15 protein-coding genes and 1 pseudogene are annotated in these 17476 nt (G+C 69.6%); 12 read left to right on the top strand and 4 right to left on the bottom strand.

Annotation, left to right across the window (positions count from 1 at the left end):
* From AB0D53_RS35200 to AB0D53_RS35225, 6 genes and pseudogenes are all read left to right on the top strand, one after another.
* Positions 1 to 95, top strand: a pseudogene (locus tag AB0D53_RS35200) (lytic transglycosylase); the annotation flags it as partial.
* 101 nt (positions 96 to 196) lie between these two features.
* Positions 197 to 622 (top strand): GNAT family N-acetyltransferase, encoded by a 426-nt coding sequence (locus tag AB0D53_RS35205; protein WP_362453367.1) that lies wholly within the window; start codon positions 197 to 199, stop codon positions 620 to 622.
* 172 nt (positions 623 to 794) lie between these two features.
* Complete coding sequence (locus AB0D53_RS35210) at positions 795 to 2132, top strand: hemolysin family protein (RefSeq protein WP_362453368.1); 1338 nt, start codon at positions 795 to 797, stop codon at positions 2130 to 2132.
* Positions 2129 to 3148, top strand: a complete 1020-nt coding sequence (locus tag AB0D53_RS35215) for a hemolysin family protein (protein ID WP_362453369.1) — start codon at positions 2129 to 2131, stop codon at positions 3146 to 3148. Before AB0D53_RS35210 ends, AB0D53_RS35215 begins: the two co-directional genes overlap by 4 nt.
* Before the next feature lie 92 nt (positions 3149 to 3240).
* The gene (locus AB0D53_RS35220; RefSeq protein ID WP_362453370.1) at positions 3241 to 4089 is read left to right on the top strand and encodes an SGNH/GDSL hydrolase family protein; all 849 of its coding nucleotides are present in this window, start codon (positions 3241 to 3243) and stop codon (positions 4087 to 4089) included.
* Positions 4090 to 4439: 350 nt separating this feature from the next.
* Entirely contained in the window at positions 4440 to 5228 is a 789-nt protein-coding gene (locus tag AB0D53_RS35225; RefSeq protein ID WP_362453371.1) for an IclR family transcriptional regulator, read from the top strand.
* A 54-nt stretch (positions 5229 to 5282) separates the two neighbouring features.
* On the opposite strand, the gene AB0D53_RS35230 is transcribed toward AB0D53_RS35225, so the two are convergent.
* On the bottom strand, positions 5283 to 7583 hold the full coding sequence (locus tag AB0D53_RS35230; protein ID WP_362453373.1) for an FAD-dependent oxidoreductase: 2301 nt from the start codon (positions 7581 to 7583) through the stop codon (positions 5283 to 5285).
* A 436-nt stretch (positions 7584 to 8019) separates the two neighbouring features.
* Between AB0D53_RS35230 and AB0D53_RS35235 the strand changes: the two genes are divergently transcribed.
* The 6 genes from AB0D53_RS35235 to mug all read left to right on the top strand — a co-directional run bounded on the left by AB0D53_RS35235 (position 8020) and on the right by mug (position 15141).
* Positions 8020 to 8949, top strand: a complete 930-nt coding sequence (locus AB0D53_RS35235) for a sugar ABC transporter permease (protein ID WP_362453375.1) — start codon at positions 8020 to 8022, stop codon at positions 8947 to 8949.
* Positions 8946 to 9866, top strand: a complete 921-nt coding sequence (locus AB0D53_RS35240) for a carbohydrate ABC transporter permease (RefSeq protein WP_362453377.1) — start codon at positions 8946 to 8948, stop codon at positions 9864 to 9866. Before AB0D53_RS35235 ends, AB0D53_RS35240 begins: the two co-directional genes overlap by 4 nt.
* Positions 9867 to 9931: 65 nt before the next feature.
* Positions 9932 to 11233 carry an extracellular solute-binding protein gene (locus AB0D53_RS35245; protein ID WP_362453378.1) on the top strand — a complete coding sequence of 434 codons (1302 nt, stop codon included), beginning with the start codon at positions 9932 to 9934 and terminating at the stop codon, positions 11231 to 11233.
* Positions 11234 to 11452: 219 nt separating this feature from the next.
* A complete protein-coding gene (locus AB0D53_RS35250; protein ID WP_362453379.1) occupies positions 11453 to 12757 on the top strand; it encodes a BNR-4 repeat-containing protein in 1305 nt (434 codons plus the stop codon).
* Positions 12758 to 13115: 358 nt separating this feature from the next.
* A complete protein-coding gene (purB, locus tag AB0D53_RS35255) occupies positions 13116 to 14558 on the top strand; it encodes an adenylosuccinate lyase (RefSeq protein ID WP_329814755.1) in 1443 nt (480 codons plus the stop codon).
* 19 nt (positions 14559 to 14577) lie between these two features.
* Complete coding sequence (gene mug, locus AB0D53_RS35260) at positions 14578 to 15141, top strand: G/U mismatch-specific DNA glycosylase (RefSeq protein ID WP_362453380.1); 564 nt, start codon at positions 14578 to 14580, stop codon at positions 15139 to 15141.
* Between the two features lie 94 nt (positions 15142 to 15235).
* Here the strand turns inward: mug and AB0D53_RS35265 are convergent, their stop codons facing one another.
* The 3 genes from AB0D53_RS35265 to AB0D53_RS35275 all read right to left on the bottom strand — a co-directional run bounded on the left by AB0D53_RS35265 (position 15236) and on the right by AB0D53_RS35275 (position 17448).
* Positions 15236 to 15673 (bottom strand): hypothetical protein, encoded by a 438-nt coding sequence (locus AB0D53_RS35265; RefSeq protein ID WP_362453381.1) that lies wholly within the window; start codon positions 15671 to 15673, stop codon positions 15236 to 15238.
* Positions 15674 to 15769: 96 nt separating this feature from the next.
* Positions 15770 to 16507 carry an ABC transporter permease gene (locus tag AB0D53_RS35270; RefSeq protein WP_362453383.1) on the bottom strand — a complete coding sequence of 246 codons (738 nt, stop codon included), beginning with the start codon at positions 16505 to 16507 and terminating at the stop codon, positions 15770 to 15772.
* 2 nt (positions 16508 to 16509) lie between these two features.
* Positions 16510 to 17448, bottom strand: a complete 939-nt coding sequence (locus AB0D53_RS35275) for an ATP-binding cassette domain-containing protein (protein ID WP_362453384.1) — start codon at positions 17446 to 17448, stop codon at positions 16510 to 16512.
* Positions 17449 to 17476 lie beyond the last annotated feature (28 nt).

A 17476-nucleotide genomic window follows, 5' to 3' on the forward strand; every position in this document is an offset into this window, starting at 1 on the left:
ACGACCTCACCAACCCCGTCGCCAACATCACCGCCGCCGCCAACTACGCCGCCGACCGCTACGGCTCCATCGACAACGTCAACTCCGCCTACTGAGCCGCGGAGTCACCGAGTCACCGAGTCACCGAGTAACCGAGCAACTGTCCGGTGCCTGAAATCGTTCGCCGGACGGATCGGCGCTCTGCTTGGCTCACCCCATGAGTGATCTCCACATCCGCCGCGCCGCCCTCACCGACATCGACGCCGTACTGCGGTTCTGGCGCGAGGCCGCCGAGGGAACGAGCATCAGCGACGACCACGACGGGGTTGCCCGGCTCATCTCCCGGGACCCCGAGGCCCTGCTGCTGGCGGACCGCGACGGCAGCCTCGTGGGAAGCGTCATAGCCGGATTCGACGGCTGGCGGTGCTCCGCCTACCGGCTGGCCGTGCACCCCGACTGCCGCCGGCAAGGTATCGCCACCGCCCTGATGGAGGCGGCGGAACAACGATTCCTCGCCCTGGGCGGGCGACGGGTCGACGCCATGGTCCTGGAGGCCAACGAACGGGCCCATCACACATGGACCTCGGGCGGCTACCACCGCGAGGATCGCTGGCGGCGCTGGGTGAAGCCGCTCACCGGCTGAGGAAACCATCGGAAGATCGAGCGACTTTGCCGATCCTTTACTATGGGTGTCTCCTGTCCGAACCTTCCGAAAGGTGTGAGCGTCCGTCCATGGGCGAACCTCCGAGTAGTCGACATCGCCGGCACCGAGCGATCCTCCTGCCCCTGCCCGATCATGGGACGGAGGTGAACCGATGACCGAAGTGCTTCTGCTGCTCGTGGCAGTGCTGCTCTCGCTGGCCTGCGGCGCCTTCGTCGCGGCCGAGTTCTCTCTGACGACCGTCGAGCGCGGCCAGCTCGAACGGGCCGTCGAGCAGGGCGAGCGGGGCGCGGCGAGCGCCATGAAGGCCGTACGCAGCCTCACCTTCCAGCTCTCCGGTGCCCAGCTCGGCATCACCGTCACCAACCTGGTGGTCGGCATGCTCTCCGAACCGTCCATCGCGAAGCTGATCCGCGGACCGGTGGAGGCGGTGGGCCTTCCCCCGGGCGTGGCGTCCTCGGTGGCCCTGGTGCTGGGAACGGCGCTGTCCACCGTGTTCCTGATGATCGTCGGTGAACTCGTCCCGAAGAACTGGGCGATCTCCTCCCCGCTCGCCGTGGCGAAGGCCGTGGCCACCCCGCAGCGTGCCTTCACCGCCGTGTTCCGGCCTTTCATCAGTCACCTCAACAACACCGCCAACCGGATGGTGCGGCGCCTCGGCCTGGAACCGGCCGAGGAGCTGGCCTCCGCGCGCAGCCCGCAGGAGCTGGCCGCGCTGGCCCGGCACAGCGCGAAGGAAGGTGCGCTGGAGGCGGACACGGCGGAGCTGTTCGTCCGTACGCTGAACCTGGCCGAACTGACGGCGGAGAACGTGATGACCCCTCGGGTCCAGGTCACCGCGCTGGAGGCGCAGGCGACGGCCGAGGACGTCGCGAACGCCACCCGGGCGACGGGCCTGTCCCGCTTCCCCGTCTATCTCGGCAGCCTGGACACTGTCATCGGTGTGGCGCACATCAAGGACGTGCTGGCCATCCCCGCCGAGCAGCGGTCCCGTACACGCGTCTCGGAGATGCTGCGCGAACCCCTGCTCGTGCCGGAGACCCTCACGGTGGACCGGCTCCTGGACCGGTTGTCCGGCCGGCTCGCGATGGCGGTCGTCATCGACGAGTACGGCGGCACGGCAGGCGTCGTGACGCTGGAGGACATCGTCGAGGAGGTGGTCGGTGAGGTGCGCGACGAGCACGACCCGCACGAGACCGCGGACCTCGCACCGGCCGGTGAGGACACCGACGGACGGATCCTTTGGTCGGCCGACGGGGCCGCGCGCCTCGACCAGCTGAAGACGATCGGACTGCGGGTGCCGGACGGACCGTACGAGACGCTCGCGGGGCTCGTCGCCACCGAGGTGGGCCGGATCCCCGCCGTGGGTGACACGGTCGAGCTGGCGGGCTGGCGGATCGATGTCGTCGACGCGTCCGGACGCCGTGCCGCGCGGGCCCTGCTGCACGCGCCGCTGCCCGGTGACGACGAGCGGACGGGGGACGCACGATGATCGCCGTCCAGCTCTTCATCGGACTGATGACCCTGGTCGTCAATGCCTTCTTCGTCGGGGCGGAGTTCGCGCTGATCTCCGTACGCCGCAGCCAGATCGAACCCGAGGCCGAGGCCGGGAACAAGCGGGCCCGAAGCGTCGTCTGGGGCCTCGAACACGTATCGGCGCTGCTCGCGGCGGCGCAGCTCGGCATCACCCTGTGCACCCTGGTGCTCGGTATCGTCGCCGAGCCGGCCATCGCGCATCTGCTGGAGCCCGTCTTCGACATGGTGGGCGTGCCGCAGGGACTGATCCACCCGATCTCGTTCGTGATCGCGCTGTCCGTGGCGACGTATCTGCACATGCTCCTCGGCGAAATGGTGCCGAAGAACATCGCGCTGGCCGAGCCGGTGCGGGCCGCGCTGCTGCTCGGTCCGCCGCTGGTGGCCCTCGCGCGGGCGCTGCGTCCGGTGATCTTCACGATCAACGCCTTCGCCAACGCGCTGCTCAAGATCCTTCGGGTCGAGACGAAGAACGAGGTGACCGCCACGTTCTCCGACGACGAACTGGCCCGGCTGGTGACGGACGCGGGCGACGCCGGGCTGGTGGACGACCGCTCCGCCGAGCGGCTGCGCCACGCCCTCGAACTGGGCCGTCGCCCGGTGCGGGACGTGGTGATGCCGGTGGACCGGGTCACGTACGCCAGGATCGGAACCACACCGGAACAGCTGGAACGGCTCTCGTACGAGACCGGCTTCTCGCGTTTCCCCGTGATGGACGGCGAGGAGCGGATCCTGGGCTACCTCCATGTGAAGGACGCCCTGGATGCCACACCGCACGACGTGCCCTTCCCGGTGACGGCGATGCGCCCCATCGCCCGGGTCCGGGCCGACACACCGCTCGACGACGTCCTGACGGCGCTGCGGCGCAGCCGTACGCATCTGGCGGCGGTACTCGACGAGGAAGACCGGCTGGCCGGAATGGTCACCATGGAGGACGTGCTCCGCGAGCTGGTGGGGCGCCCGAAGGCACGCTGACACGGATGCGGGGGGCGCGGTACGGATCACCGGCCGCGCCCCGGACCCGGCCCCGGAAGGGGCCGGGTCCGCCGCGATACGATCGCATCGCCATGGAAATAAATGCCTCCTACAGCAGTCTTGTCGCGGTCGGCGACTCGTTCACCGAGGGAATGTCGGACCTGCTGCCCGACGGTTCGTACCGCGGCTGGGCCGATGTCCTCGCCGGACGGCTGGCCGCCCGTACGCCGGGATTCCGCTATGCGAACCTCGCCGTGCGGGGCAAGCTGATCGGCCAGATCGTCGACGAGCAGGTCGACGTGGCCGCCGCCATGAGGGCCGATGTCATCACGCTCGTCGGCGGACTCAACGACACACTGCGGCCCAAGTGCGACATGGGCATGGTCCGGGGGCGGCTCGAAGAGGCCGTGGAACGGCTCGCACCCTCGTGCGAGAAGCTCGTGCTGATGCGGAGCCCGGGGCGCAACGGCCCGGTGATGGAGCGCTTCCGTCCACGGATGGAGGAGCTGTTCTCCCTGATCGACGACCTGGCGGCCCGGCACGGTGCGGTGGTCGTCGACCTGTACGGAGCACCGGCCCTGGGCGATCCCCGGCTGTGGGACGTCGACCGGCTGCATCTGACGGCCGACGGTCACAGCAGGGTGGCCGAGGCGGTCTGGCAGACGCTGGGACTGCCTGCGCAGAACGACTGGCGCACACCGCTTCCGGCCGCCGTGCCGCCCAGGTGGGCGCGGCGGCGCATCGAGGACCTCCGCTTCGCCCGTGAGCACCTGATGCCGTGGATCGGACGCCGGCTGACAGGCCGCTCCTCCGGGGACGGACGGTCCGGTGCCCAGTACAGCGCCGAGCTGGGACAGGCGTTCTGGGTCACCCCCGAGGACGCCCGCAACCCCGGCCCCGTGGCGACGTGGCGCCGGGCCGACCCGGATCCGCTCCCGTAGCACCGCACCAACCGGACCGCGGCGCGCGAGACCTTCACCAGGGCCCCACTCGAACGCGCTCGCGCGTCTTTCAGGGTTCATCCCGCTTACGACAACGTTGCCGTCCGAGGAGTCCATGTCCCCGGGCGCCGGCGACGGAGCAGCGGCACGCACCGGCGACTTCGGTGAAAACCCCCACCCCGCCACACGCCTTCCTCCACGCGGATGTCGCCCCCGCGGGTGCCTCGAACAGCACGGCGGACGACCTGTATACGTTCCGGCCGCGAGCCGTCGGATTTCCAGAACAACCCTCAGATCGACGCGATATGCTGATGCAGATTGTGCAAGCCGTTTGCAAAATGAGGAGGGTCATGGCTACGCGGGCGACCGACGCCGGGACGAACCAGAGCGTCGAACGAGCGGTCTCGGTGCTGCGCGCACTCGACTCCGGCCGTCCGGAACTGCGCGTCTCCGACGTCGCCGAACTCACCGGACTGGGCTCCTCCACCACCTCCCGCCTCCTGTCCACCCTCGAGCGCCTCGACATGGTCGAACGCGACCCGGTCAGCAACCTCTACCGCCTCAGCCTCGGCATCCTCCCGCTCGCCGCCACCGCCACCAACCGCCACCCCGTCCACCGCGCCGCCCGCATGGTCCTCCAGGACCTCGCCACCCGCACCGGACTCGGGGCCAACGTCGCCATCCGCCGCGGTACCGAGCTGATGTTCCTGTGCAATTTCGAGGGGACCCGCACCCCCAAGTCGTACACGCAGGCCGGACACACCGCCCCGCTGCACGCCACCAGTATCGGCAAATGCCTCCTCACCGGCCTCACGCCCAAGGAGCGCCGCACACTGCTTCCCGAACCGCTCGTGGCGCACACCGACTACACGACCACCAGCCACGACCTCCTCGACAGCGAGATCGACACCGTCCGCCGCACCGGCTACGCCATCGAGGCCGAAGAACGCGCCCTGGGGCGCGCTTCGCTCGCCGCGCCCGTCCGCGACGCCTCGGGCGATGTCGTCGCCGCCATCTCCCTGTGGGGCCCCACCTCGCTCCTCGGCAACCGCGCCGAAGGCGAAGGGCAGCGCCATGCCCTCACCCGCGAGGTCATCGAAGCCGCCGACGCCATCAGCCAGGCCCTCGGCGCCCTCTGAATCGCGCACGCGAAGGGGCCCGGGTCGTTCGCCCCGGGCCCCTTCGCCGTGTGGTTACGCGCCGTACGCCTTGAACGCGATCACGTGCGCGTGCCGCGCCCCGTGCGTCGCGTCCACCACGAGCCGCAGCGCGTCGGTGCGCACGGGCCCGCCGTCCGCGCCCTCCAGCTCGTGCACGCGATGGCGGCGGCGGTTGCCCGTCACGGTCAGCAGCGTGCGCCAGGTGCCGTCGGGCTCGCGGCCCTGGATCCGGTAGTCGCGGACCAGCTCCGGCATGATCTCGAACGGCGTGCGGTGGCGGTGCAGGTTGTTGAGGTACTCGTCGACGTCGTCGTCGAACACCACCCGGGCCTCGGTGAGCCGCTGCTCCTGGTCCCAGTCCAGACGCAGCCACTGCTCGGCCCGGTCCGGGTCGGGCAGCGGCTCGGACGACCACATCTGCGGGCCCCCGTAGGCGCGCTGGAATCCGCCGACGGCCCGCTCGGGCAGGAACGCGGCGGTGTCCGGGGCCGCACGGAAGCCGAAGGTCCGGCGGCGCAGACCGCGGGCCTGCCACTCCAGGACCAGCTGGCCGTCCTCCTCCGGGATGTCGTGGTCGACGGCCGCGTCCCCTTCGACCCTGCTGCGCAGTGCGAGGACGCCGTCGGTGCGCTCGGGAACGAGGACCAGCGCCGCGCCCGGGCAGGCACGCACGATCAGTACGACGTTCTCCGGGGCGTCCGGACGGTGGTCCAGACGGGTTGTGACCCAGTGGGGGCCGCCGGCGGGCACGGTCACCGTGGTGGTGAGCACATGGTCGACGGGGACCGCGTTCTCGGGGCGGCCGGTGGTCCACAGTTCCACGGTGAGTTCGCCCGGCCCCTCGTCCGGGGCGCCGTGGACGAGCAGGTCGACCGTGTCGAGTGCCGGGTCCACCGGCAGCAGCAGCGCGAGGTCGCGGGTGAGCGGGTACGGCTCGCCGGGCGCGGCCTGCGTGGGCTCGGCGGCCAGCCGGCTCAGGTACGAGGAGGCACTGACGCGGGCCGTGCGCGCGAGGTTGCCGGGGTCGTCGTCGGACAGGCCGATGACCGAGGAGTCCTGCCGCAGCAGGGCGCGGCGCACCAGCTCGGGGTGGTTCGCGGCGAGTTCCCGGGGGCTGAGGCTCTCGGCGACGCACAGTGCGGCGGCCGTGCCCGCGGCCTCGCCGAGCGTGGCGCAGGTGGCCATGACGCGGGTGGCACCGAAGGCGATGTGGGTGGCGGATATGTTGCGCCCGGCGAACAGGAGGTTCGTGACGTTCACCGAGTACAGGGAGCGCAGCGGGATGTGGAAGATGCCGTCCGCGTAGCGCTGGCGGGCGCCGGGCTCGTCGGCGTACATGCCCTGCACCGGGTGGAGGTCGACGGACCAGCCGCCGAAGGCCACGCGGTCGGCGAACTGCCGCTGCTCGAGGATGTCCTGCTGGGTCAGCATGTGGTCGCCGAGGAAGCGACGGTACTCGCGCTTGCCGGGGAGGCTGCCGACCCATTCCAGGGTCAGGTTCTCGGCGTCCGGGAACTCGCCGGAGTTCTTGATGTGGTCCCAGATGCCCATGATCACGGCCTGGAGTTCGTCGCGGATGCGCTCGTTGTCGTGGACGGTGTCCAGCTCGCCGCCCCATTCGATCCACCAGTAGTCGCAGCCGTTGTCGCCGGTGCGCAGCACGCGGTTGCGCAGGATGGGCGTGGTGGTGAGGTCTCGGGCGCCGTCGGGGCGCACGAACTTCACCGGCCGGCCCGTGTCCTTGGTGTGGAAGAGGATCGTCGACCCGAGCAGCGCCTGGTCCGCGTCCTCGGGCGCCCAGGGTTCACCGAACTCCGAGCGTGCCTCGCGGCCGATGCGGTAGTGGGCACCGGCGAGGTGGCCGAGCAGGCCGTCGCCGGTGCAGTCGAGGAACTGTTGTGCGTGGAAGGTGATACGCCGCTCGGAGCCCATCATCCAGCCGGTGCAGGAGTGCACCTCGCGCGCGTCGTCCGGGCCGCTCGCGTCGACCTCCCGCACGTCGGTGTTGAGGTACAGGTCGATGCCCGGTTCGGCCCGGACGGCGTCGAGGACCACCTGGTCCCAGTAGTACGGGTTCCCCTCGGGGTTGCGGTACTGGTTCTCGGTGTACAGCTCGCCCATGATGCCGGTCTCGCGGGCCCAGCGGTGCACGCCGTGGGCCGTGGCGCCGCAGACCCAGACGCGGACCTCGCTGCTGGCGTTGCCGCCCAGTACGGGCCGGTTGTTCACCAGGGCGACGCGTCGGCCGAGCCGGGCAGCGGCGATGGCCGCACAGGTCCCCGCCAGGCCCCCGCCGATGACGGCGATGTCGTAATGGACCTCTTCTTCCCGCACGGAGCGGCCTCCTTGATGTGATGCTCGGATGCTCTCCGCCGCAGCGGAGCGGCCTTGAACGTACATCACATCCATATTGTGCAACCACTGTTCGGACAGTGGGATGTGTTGTAGGTTTCCAGCGCAGCCGACGACATCGCCGCCGTGGGTCATCAGCCAAGCTCATGGCATGTGCGGCGACTTCGCCGGTCTCGTACAGAACCGGCGATTCACCGCCCTGAAGGGTTGACGCCGTCGCACGATATGGAGAACGATCCCGCATGCTGCAACTTGCGTTCAACGGAGCATGCATGGCATTCACACAGGGCCTCGGTCGAAGCGGAGGACGGGGCGGCTCACCGCTCACGCCCGGCCGCGTCACATCCGCCTGTCTGCGCAAGGCCTCCCGTGCCACGCCCTGCACCACCGCTCCCGCCCCGTTCGAGAGGACACACCCATGAGTACGGCCGCACCTCCACAGAAGGCCGCTCCACGCCGTGAGCGGACCGGCGGACGGCTCTCCAACGGCGCGTTCGCACTGCTGCTCACCGCACCGGGGCTCGCCCTGTTCGCGACGATCATCATCTATCCGCTGGTGTCCGCCCTCTTCACCGGCTTCTTCAAGCAGGACCTGCGGCTGCCGGGCCGGGAGTTCGTCGGCCTGGAGAACTTCAGCTACTGGCTGGACGGCGAGTTCCTCACGATCCTCAAGCAGACGCTGATCTTCACCTTCGGGGCGACGCTCGTCCCGTTCGTGGTCGGCTTCGCGCTCGCGCTCGCGCTGAACTCGGGCCTGAGGGGCAGCGGCTTCCTGCGCGGACTGTTCCTCTTCCCGTGGGTGATCCCGGGCGTGGTGGTCTCCTTCCTGTGGATGTGGATCTTCAACTCGAACTACGGCGTGCTCAACGGCGTCCTCATGAAGGCCGGGATCATCGAGGAGTCCATCTCCTGGCTCGGCCAGCCCGGTACCGCCATGCTCGCGGTCATCGTCACCAAGACCTGGGCGAGCTTCCCCTGGATGATGGTGATGCTCCTGGCAGGTCTGCAGACCGTGCCGAAGGAACTGCACGAGGCGGCCTCGATGGACGGGGCGGGATCGATCCGGCGCTTCTTCGCCGTGACCTGGCCGCAGGTCCGCGGTGTCGCCTCCATCGTGCTGCTGCTGGAGTTCATCTGGAACTTCCAGCACTTCGACACCATCTACGTGCTCACCGGCGGCGGCCCGGCCGGCGCCACCGAGACCTTCGCGACCGCCGTGTACCAGACCGCCTTCAAGGGCTTCGACATCGGCCGGGCGACCGCGCTGGGCGGCCTGTGGATGCTGCTCCTGCTCATCCTCGTCGCCGTCTACCTCAGGATCACCGAGCGGAAGGGCGACGCCCGATGACCACCACGACCACCACCCCGCTGTCCCGCACCAGCCGGACGAGGCCGTCCGCCACATCCGCGAGGCACAGCAAGCGGCGCCGGATACGCAAGGACCTGCTGCGCTCGCGGATCGCCGCCTGGACCGCGATCCTGGTGATCGGCGCCTTCGGCATGCTGCCGGTCTACTGGCTCCTGGCCACCGCCCTGAGCAGCCCCGAGCAGACCTTCCAGTTCCCGCCGAAGCTCATACCCACCGACATCACCTTCAGCAACTTCACGGCCCTCGCCGAGAACGACCAGCTGGTCAAGTACCTGGTCAACTCCCTCGTCGTCGCCTCGATCACCGCCGTGCTGAGCGTGGTCGTCGCCACGTACATGGGCTACTCGTTCTCCAAGTTCCGCTATCGCGGACGACGCTCGCTGATGCACATGGTGCTGGCCTCCCAGATGTTCCCCCAGGCACTCCTGCTGGTGACGCTGTACGCCGTGTTCTCCAGCTTCGGCCTGCTGAACACGTACACCGCCCTGGTGCTGTCCTTCACGACGTTCACGATGCCGCTGTGCGTCTGGATGCTGAAGGGCATCTTCGACACCATCCCGGACGCCCTGCTGGAGGCCGCCTCCATCGACGGCGCGTCCCGGTGGCGGACGCTGCACTCCATCGTGGCGCCGCTGGCCGCTCCCGGAATGATCGCCGCCGGCCTGTTCGCCTTCGTCCGCGGCTGGAACGACTTCATCTTCGCCGTGACGCTGGCCGACAAGGAGAAGCAGACCCTGCCGCCCGGCCTGGTCTCCACCTACATCGGCGAGTTCCAGACCGCCTGGCCCGAGCTGATGGCCGCCTCGCTGGTGGTGTCCGCGCCGGTGGTCGTCGCCTTCATGTTCCTGCAGCGCTACCTCGTCGGCGGCATGACCGCCGGCTCGGTCAAGAGCTGAGCCCGCGGGATCCGCCCGCCCCCTTCCTACGCCCTCCCCTTCCACCCACTCCCCATGGAGACACCATGACCACCTCTGGCATCAGCCGGCGCGGCGCGCTGCGCATGTTCGGCATCGGCGCGCTCGGTGTGGCCGGCGCCGGCGCGCTCGGCGCCTGCGCACCGTCCGGCGCCGGCACCTCCTCCAACGGAGGCGACACGAAGTCCAAGAACTTCGACTTCACCTCCTGGTCGCTCAACGAGGAGGCCGCCAAGCCCTCGATCGAGAAGATCATCGCGGCGTGGGAGAAGGCCGAGGGTTCCAAGGTCCGCGCGGTCTCGTACCCGTACAACGAGTACCTGAGCCAGCTCACCCTCAAGCTCGGCGGCGGGGAGACGACCGGCGCGGTGCACCTCGACATCGCCTGGCTCGCCGCGGTGGCCCAGATGGGCAAGCTCGCCGATCTCAGTTCCGTGGCCCTCAAGGGCGGCTACACGAACGTGGCGCTGGACAGCGGCATGTACGACGGCAAGCAGTACGGCCTGCCGTGGAACACGGGCTCGATCGGTGTGATCGCCAACTCCAAGCTCCTGGAGAAGGCCGGCATCAAGAAGCACCCCACCACCATCGAGGAGTTCGAGGGCGCGCTGCGGGAGCTGAAGGGGCTCGGCGGCGGTGTCGTGCCCTACGCCGCGGCCACCAAGGTCGCGCAGCTCAAGGACATCTTCCCGTGGATGCAGACCTTCGGCTGCACGCTCCTGGAGGACAGCAAGGTGACCATCGGGGACGACGCCTCCATCGACGCGGTCACCTGGTACAAGAAGCTGCACGACGAGAAGCTGATCGCCGCGGACGTGGACCGCTTCGACGCGCGCGCCCTGTTCGGGCAGGGCAAGGCCGCCTTCTACGACGACGCCATCATCGGCAAGGGGGTGACCGCGGCGCAGTCCAAGGACAAGACGCTGGCCGACGCGATGCAGCCGATGAAGCGGCCGGTGCTGCGCTCCGGCGACACGCCTCAGGCGCTGCTGTGGGGTGGTGTGATCGCGATCGTCAAGGGCAAGGGTCAGGACGCGGCGACGGAGTTCGCGCTGCACACCACCTCCGACCGCGCCACCACCACCGAGTACTTCGCCTCCCGCGCGCTGCCGCCGTCCACCACGGCGGGCCTGGCCGACCCGAAGGTCGCACAGGACACCTTCACCGCCGAGTGGACCGAGAAGATCACCGACACGGCGACCGGCAGCCCGTTCTGGCAGTTCGCGCAGAACGCCCAGATCGAGGAAGCCGTGGCCAAGCAGGTCCAGGCCGTCCTGGTCGGCAAGTCGAAGCCGAAGGACGCGATGAAGAAGGCCGCCGAGGAGGTCACCGACCTCATCAGGCGCTGAGTCGGCGCGCGGCGCTCCGGGGCCCGGTGAAGGCAGAACGGCCTTCACCGGGCCCCTCGCCATGCCGCAAATGCCATCCCCCACACGTATCTCATATCCGCATTGCGCAATCTCTATTCACCATTTGGGATCTGCTGTAAGTTCCGGCGCAGCGGAGGAGGACCGGCCTGCGGGACCGCTCCCGTCCGCCTCACCATCACGCCCGCGAAGGAGTTCACCTTGCGACGTCCCACGGCACGCGCGTACGCCGCCTCGGCCGCGGCCCTGGCCGCCCTGCTCACGCCCGCCCCGGCCGCACAGGCCGACAGCACGGACCCCGCGGCAGCCGCGGCAACGGTGATCGAGAAGGTTCCGTACGCGATGGACTCGTCGAACCAGGCCGCCTGGTGGACACCTGTCGCCACGTACAAGGGCCGCGGTCAGTACACGTACTTCGCGTTCAACGAGCCCGGCTCGACGGCCGCCACGCACCGCCCGGCCATCGCGCGGCGCGACCCTGACGGTGTCTGGAGCCGTCTGCCGCTGCTGGACAAGAGCGGACAGCAGGCCGAGTTCGCCGACGACAACGGTCACAACCAGCCGTCCGTCGCGCGCGACGGCAGCGGCCGCCTGCATGTGTTCGCCTCCATGCACGCCGACGCCTGGCGCTACTTCCGCACCGAGGCCCCCGGCGGCGACGTCACGGACCACGCGGCCGAGCTGCCCGACCAGGGCGTGGGCATCACCTACCCGGTCGTGACCACCGCGCCCAACGGCGACCTGTACCTGGCCGCCCGTGTCGGCTCCGGCGCCGACCAGCGCCCCGGCAAGCTGTACCGCTGGGACAACGCCGCCTCGCGCTGGAGCGTGGTCGCCACTTTTGCCGGCGCGCTGAACCGCTCCGTGTACCCCGACGACCTGACCGTGGACGCCGCCGGGCGGGTGCACCTGCTGTACGAGTGGGCCAAGGCCCCGGCGACCGCGTTCCGGCACCAGCTCTCCTACCTGAGCTACGACCCGTCGACCGGCGCCTTCGCGGACAGCACGGGCGCGGCGCTCACCGTCCCGGTGACGCCGGGGACCTCGGACGTGATCCAGGACCTCACCGCGGGCGAGGAGTGGAGCATCGACAACGCCTACACGGGTCCGGCGGTGCAGAGCGCCAAACTCACCCTCGACGGCTCCACCCCGAAGGTCGCCTACCGCTACCGCTCGGCCGACAGCGGCGGCAACTTCCGCGTGTACTACGCCTACCCGAGCGGCACCGACTGGGTCAGCAAGACCGTGTACGCCGGTGGCCAGACCGCCGCGGCACTCGGTATCACCTGGGACGAGACGGACACCAAGCGGATCTACTACGTGACCGGCTCCGGTACCGACCGCGTGTTCGCCGCGACGCAGTCGGCGGACGGGACCTGGACCGCGCAGTCCGCCGCGCCGGGCGTGAGCGCGGACCGGCTCGCGGTGCGTCGGGACTCGGACGGAAACGATGTGCTGTACCTGCCGGACACCGCACACAACTCCCTCTACTACGGGATTCGCTGACTACTTCGGGATTCGCTGATCCCCTGCACCGTCCGCGCTTCCGGAGACGTGCCCCCGTGCCGTGAGTTCCCTTACCGCACGCTGCCCACTCCCGCACCACACGTACCGTCACGGGATCGTCGCTCCACGTACACGATGCCGGAGAGCCGCCGGACCGCAACGGTGCCCGCGCCGGACCGAACGGGTTTCGCCACAAGGCCCCGGCGGTGCCGGAACCACCGGCCGGGGGCCGTTCCGTCCCACGCGCGTCACACACGCCGCGCGTGGGGCGGCGACGGCCCAGGAGCCTCTGACCTGGACCTTATGGAGGTGGTGGACGCTCACGAACAGCTCAGGACGGCAGGTAAGCTCTGGACACGTGACTGCTGTGTCTGCGAAGCCTCGCATCCCCAATGTCCTGGCCGGCCGCTACGCCTCCACGGAGCTGGCCGTCCTCTGGTCCCCCGAGCAGAAGGTGAAGCTGGAACGCCAGCTGTGGCTGGCGGTGCTGCGCGCTCAGAAGGACCTCGGGATCGAGGTCCCGGACGCCGCGCTCGCCGACTACGAACGTGTCATCGACCAGGTGGACCTGGCCTCGATCGCCGAGCGCGAGAAGGTCACCCGGCATGACGTCAAGGCCCGGATCGAGGAGTTCAACGCCCTCGCCGGCCACGAGCAGGTCCACAAGGGCATGACGTCCCGGGACCTGACGGAGAACGTGGAGCAGCTTCAGATCCGGCTCTCCCTGGAGCTGATGCGCGACCGCACGGTGGCGGTCCTGGCCCGGCTCGGCAAGCTGTCGGGCGAGTACCGCGAGCTGGTCATGGCCGGCCGCTCCCACAACGTCGCCGCGCAGGCGACCACCCTCGGCAAGCGCTTCGCGACCGCGGCCGACGAGCTCCTGGTGGCGTACGGGCGACTCGAGGACCTGCTGGGCCGCTACCCGCTCCGCGGCATCAAGGGCCCCGTGGGCACCGCGCAGGACATGCTCGACCTGCTGGGCGGCGACGCCGGCAAGCTCGCCGACCTCGAACAGCGCATCGCCGCACACCTCGGGTTCGCCCAGGCCTTCACGTCGGTCGGCCAGGTCTACCCGCGCTCGCTCGACTACGACGTGGTGACCGCGCTGGTCCAGCTGGCCGCGGCACCCTCGTCGGTCGCCAAGACGATCCGTCTGATGGCCGGGCACGAGCTGGTGACCGAGGGCTTCAAGCCGGGCCAGGTCGGCTCGTCCGCGATGCCGCACAAGATGAACACCCGGTCCTGCGAGCGCGTCAACGGCCTGATGGTGATCCTGCGCGGCTACGCGTCGATGACCGGTGAGCTGGCGGGCGACCAGTGGAACGAGGGCGACGTGTCCTGCTCCGTGGTCCGCCGGGTGGCGCTCCCGGACGCCTTCTTCGCCTTCGACGGTCTGCTGGAGACCTTCCTGACGGTGCTCGACGAATTCGGCGCGTTCCCGGCCGTCGTCGCCCGTGAGCTGGACCGCTACCTCCCGTTCCTCGCCACGACCAAGGTGCTGATGGGCGCGGTGCGCGCCGGTGTCGGCCGTGAGGTCGCCCACGAGGCGATCAAGGAGAACGCCGTCGCCTCGGCCCTGGCCATGCGCGAGCAGGGCGCCGAGCGCAACGAGCTGCTCGACAAGCTGGCCGCGGACGACCGCATCCCGCTGGACCGCGCGCAGCTCGACGCGCTGATGGCCGACAAACTCTCCTTCACCGGGGCGGCGGGCGACCAGGTCACCGCACTGATCTCCCGTATCGAGGAGATCGCCAAGCAGCACCCCGAGGCCGCCGCGTACACGCCGGGCTCCATCCTCTGACGGCCTCGAACGCAGCCGTATGACGCCCGAAGAGCTCCAGGCCGCCCGCGACCGCACCGTTCCCGATGTGACCGCGGGCGGCCTGCGTGTGCTCTTCTGCGGAATCAACCCGAGCCTGATGACGGGGGCGACGGGACACCACTTCGCCCACCCCGGCAACCGGTTCTGGCCGGTACTCCACCGGTCCGGCTTCACCCCTCGGCAGTTGAGGCCGGCCGAACAGACCGAACTGCTGCGGTACGGCCTCGGCATCACCAACGTGGTCGCCCGTGCCACCGCCCGGGCGGACGAACTGTCCGCCGAGGAGTTCCGCGAGGGCGGACAGATCCTGGCAGCCAAGGTCGAGGACCTGCGGCCGCAGTGGCTGGCGGTCGTAGGCGTCACGGCGTACCGCACGGCCTTCGGCCGGCGAACAGCCCGCATCGGTCCGCAGGACCACACGATCGGCGCCACCCGCGTCTGGGCGCTGCCCAACCCCAGCGGCCTGAACGCCCACTGGACCACACAGACGATGGCTGAGGAGTACGGACGCCTTCTCGCCTGCGTCGACCACCACACGACCGCCCCCATCGACGTATCCTGACGCGGACCCCACCCCGCCACGCGCCGTCTGCGCCTGTGCCTGTGCCTGCACCCTGCACCTGCACCTGCACCTGCACCTGCACAGTCCGCTCATCTCACGGCGGATCGATCTCCGTCACCACCACATTCAGCTCGCATCCCGGCCCTTCCTCCTCCAGGTAGAGCCCGATGGCGATCCACCGGCCCTCGATCTTCCAGAGCTGGAGATACTCGCAGCCCGCGACCGACTCGGCCCATGCCTCCGATATCTCCTCACCCGCGATCATCCGCTCCTGTGCGCTCCACAGGCTGATCGTCTGTGGATCCCCCCAGCGACCGGCGAGCAGCGTCAGCAATGCGTCGTGCTCCGCGAGGCACTGGGCCCGGTGCTCCAGTCGCCGCACCTCGTCGTCGTCCCAGTGATCGACGTCCGCGTGCAGGGACGCGGTGTGATACCCGGGGCCGCTGACTCCCGAACCCGACCGGATGCGCTCCGTGGGAAAGTCCAGGGCACGCATCGCGTCGATAAGGCGGAGGTGATGTGCGGTGGTCATGCCGCCAGTAAACCGCCCGGCACTGACAACCGCCCCTCCCCATACGCTTTGAGGTGCTTTCAGCCGCCCCGCTCCGTATTCGGATCGGGCAGCGGGCTACGCGTCCCTGCTCCGGATCGCCCACCAGCCCGCCAGCAGCGCGGCCAGGGCCCAAGCCGCTGTCACCGCGAGTCCACCCCACGGTCCGAGGCTTCCTCCGGGGTTCTGGTGGAGCACCAACTGTCCTGCCCGGTCCGGCAGATACTGCGCGGCCCCACCCGCGACGTCACCGACCACGAAGGAAACTATGAGCACGAACGGGATGAGCAGGCTGAGCACGGCCACGGCGCTGCGCAGCAGCGCTGTCAGTCCGGCTGCGAACAAGGCCATCAGCGCCAGATAGATCCCGCCCCCGAACGCTGCCCGCAGGGCACCCGGCTCCCCCAGGCCGATCGCGTACTTGCCCATGAACAGCTGCCCCACGAGGAAGGCGCTGAAGCTGGTGACGAGACCGACGACGAGTGCCGACGCCCCTACCAGGGCGATCTTGACGGCGTAGAAGAGGTTGCGGCGCGGAACAGCGGCAAGCGATATCCGCAGAGCCCCGTTGAGGAACTCGGAGGAGAGCGCGGTCGCCCCGAAACTGATGGCAGCGATCTGGCCGAAGTTCAATGCGTAGAAGGCGTCGAAGACCGGCTCGGCATCGACATTGTCCGCCTCGGACTGGCCGATGGTGGAGAAGGCGAGCAAGGTGATGGCGAGGGTCACGACGAGGACCGCTGCCAGGGATCCCGCGACGGACCGGACCGATCTCATCTTGATCCACTCGGAACGCAGCACTGCGGTGGTCGACATGGTCAGGCCTCCAGATGGTTGGCGGATGCGGTCGAAGCCGATGCGAATTCAGCGGCGTCGGCGGTGAGGTCGAGGTAGGCCTGCTCCAACGTGACCTGCTCATCCGCGAGTTCGAGGACGGGAATGCCTTCGGCGGCGGCTACCGCACCGATCTCCGCGGCCTTTGCGCCCCCGACGGTCCAACAGCCGTCGTCACCCTGCGCGGGCTCATATCCCCTGCGGATCAGGACATCACGCAGCCGCGCGGACTCGGTCGTGCGGACCCGTGCGCGGGGCCTGCTGCGGGAATCCAGGAACTCCCGCATCGGCAGGTCTGCGAGGAGCCGGCCCCGGCCGAGAATCACGAGGTGATCGGCGAACGACGAGGTCTCATTCATCAGATGGCTGGAGACCAGGACCGTGCGGCCCTCGCGGGCGAGCCGCTTCATCAGCTCCCGGACCCAGATGATGCCTTCCGGATCGAGGCCGTTCGACGGCTCGTCCAGCATGACGACCTCCGGGTCGCCCAGCAGCGCGGCCGCTATGCCCAGTCGCTGTCGCATGCCCAGCGAGAAGGTCTTGATGCGGGCTCCGCCGACCGCGCCGAGGCCTGCCTCCTCCAGGACCTCCCCGACTCTGCGCGCACCGAGGCCGTTGCTGACCGCCAGGGCGAGCAGGTGGTCCCGTGCGGTGCGCGCGCCATGGGCGGCCTGGGCGTCCAGCAGGGCACCGACCCGGCGCAGCGGATCAACGAGCGTGGCGTAGTGCTGCCCGCCGATCGTGGCCGAGCCTCCGGTGGGCCGGTCGAGGCCGAGAACGAGTCGCATGGTGGTGGACTTGCCCGCGCCGTTGGGTCCGAGAAAACCGGTGACGCGCCCGGGTCGCACACTGAACGTGAGGTTGTCCACTGCACGGGTCGTGCCGAATTCCTTGGTGAGTTCATGGACGTCGATGCTGGTCATGCCCCAAGCCTCGCGGCCACGCCCGGCT

It is taken from the genome of Streptomyces sp. NPDC048295, from assembly GCF_040652135.1.
Classification (GTDB): Bacteria; Actinomycetota; Actinomycetes; order Streptomycetales; family Streptomycetaceae; genus Streptomyces.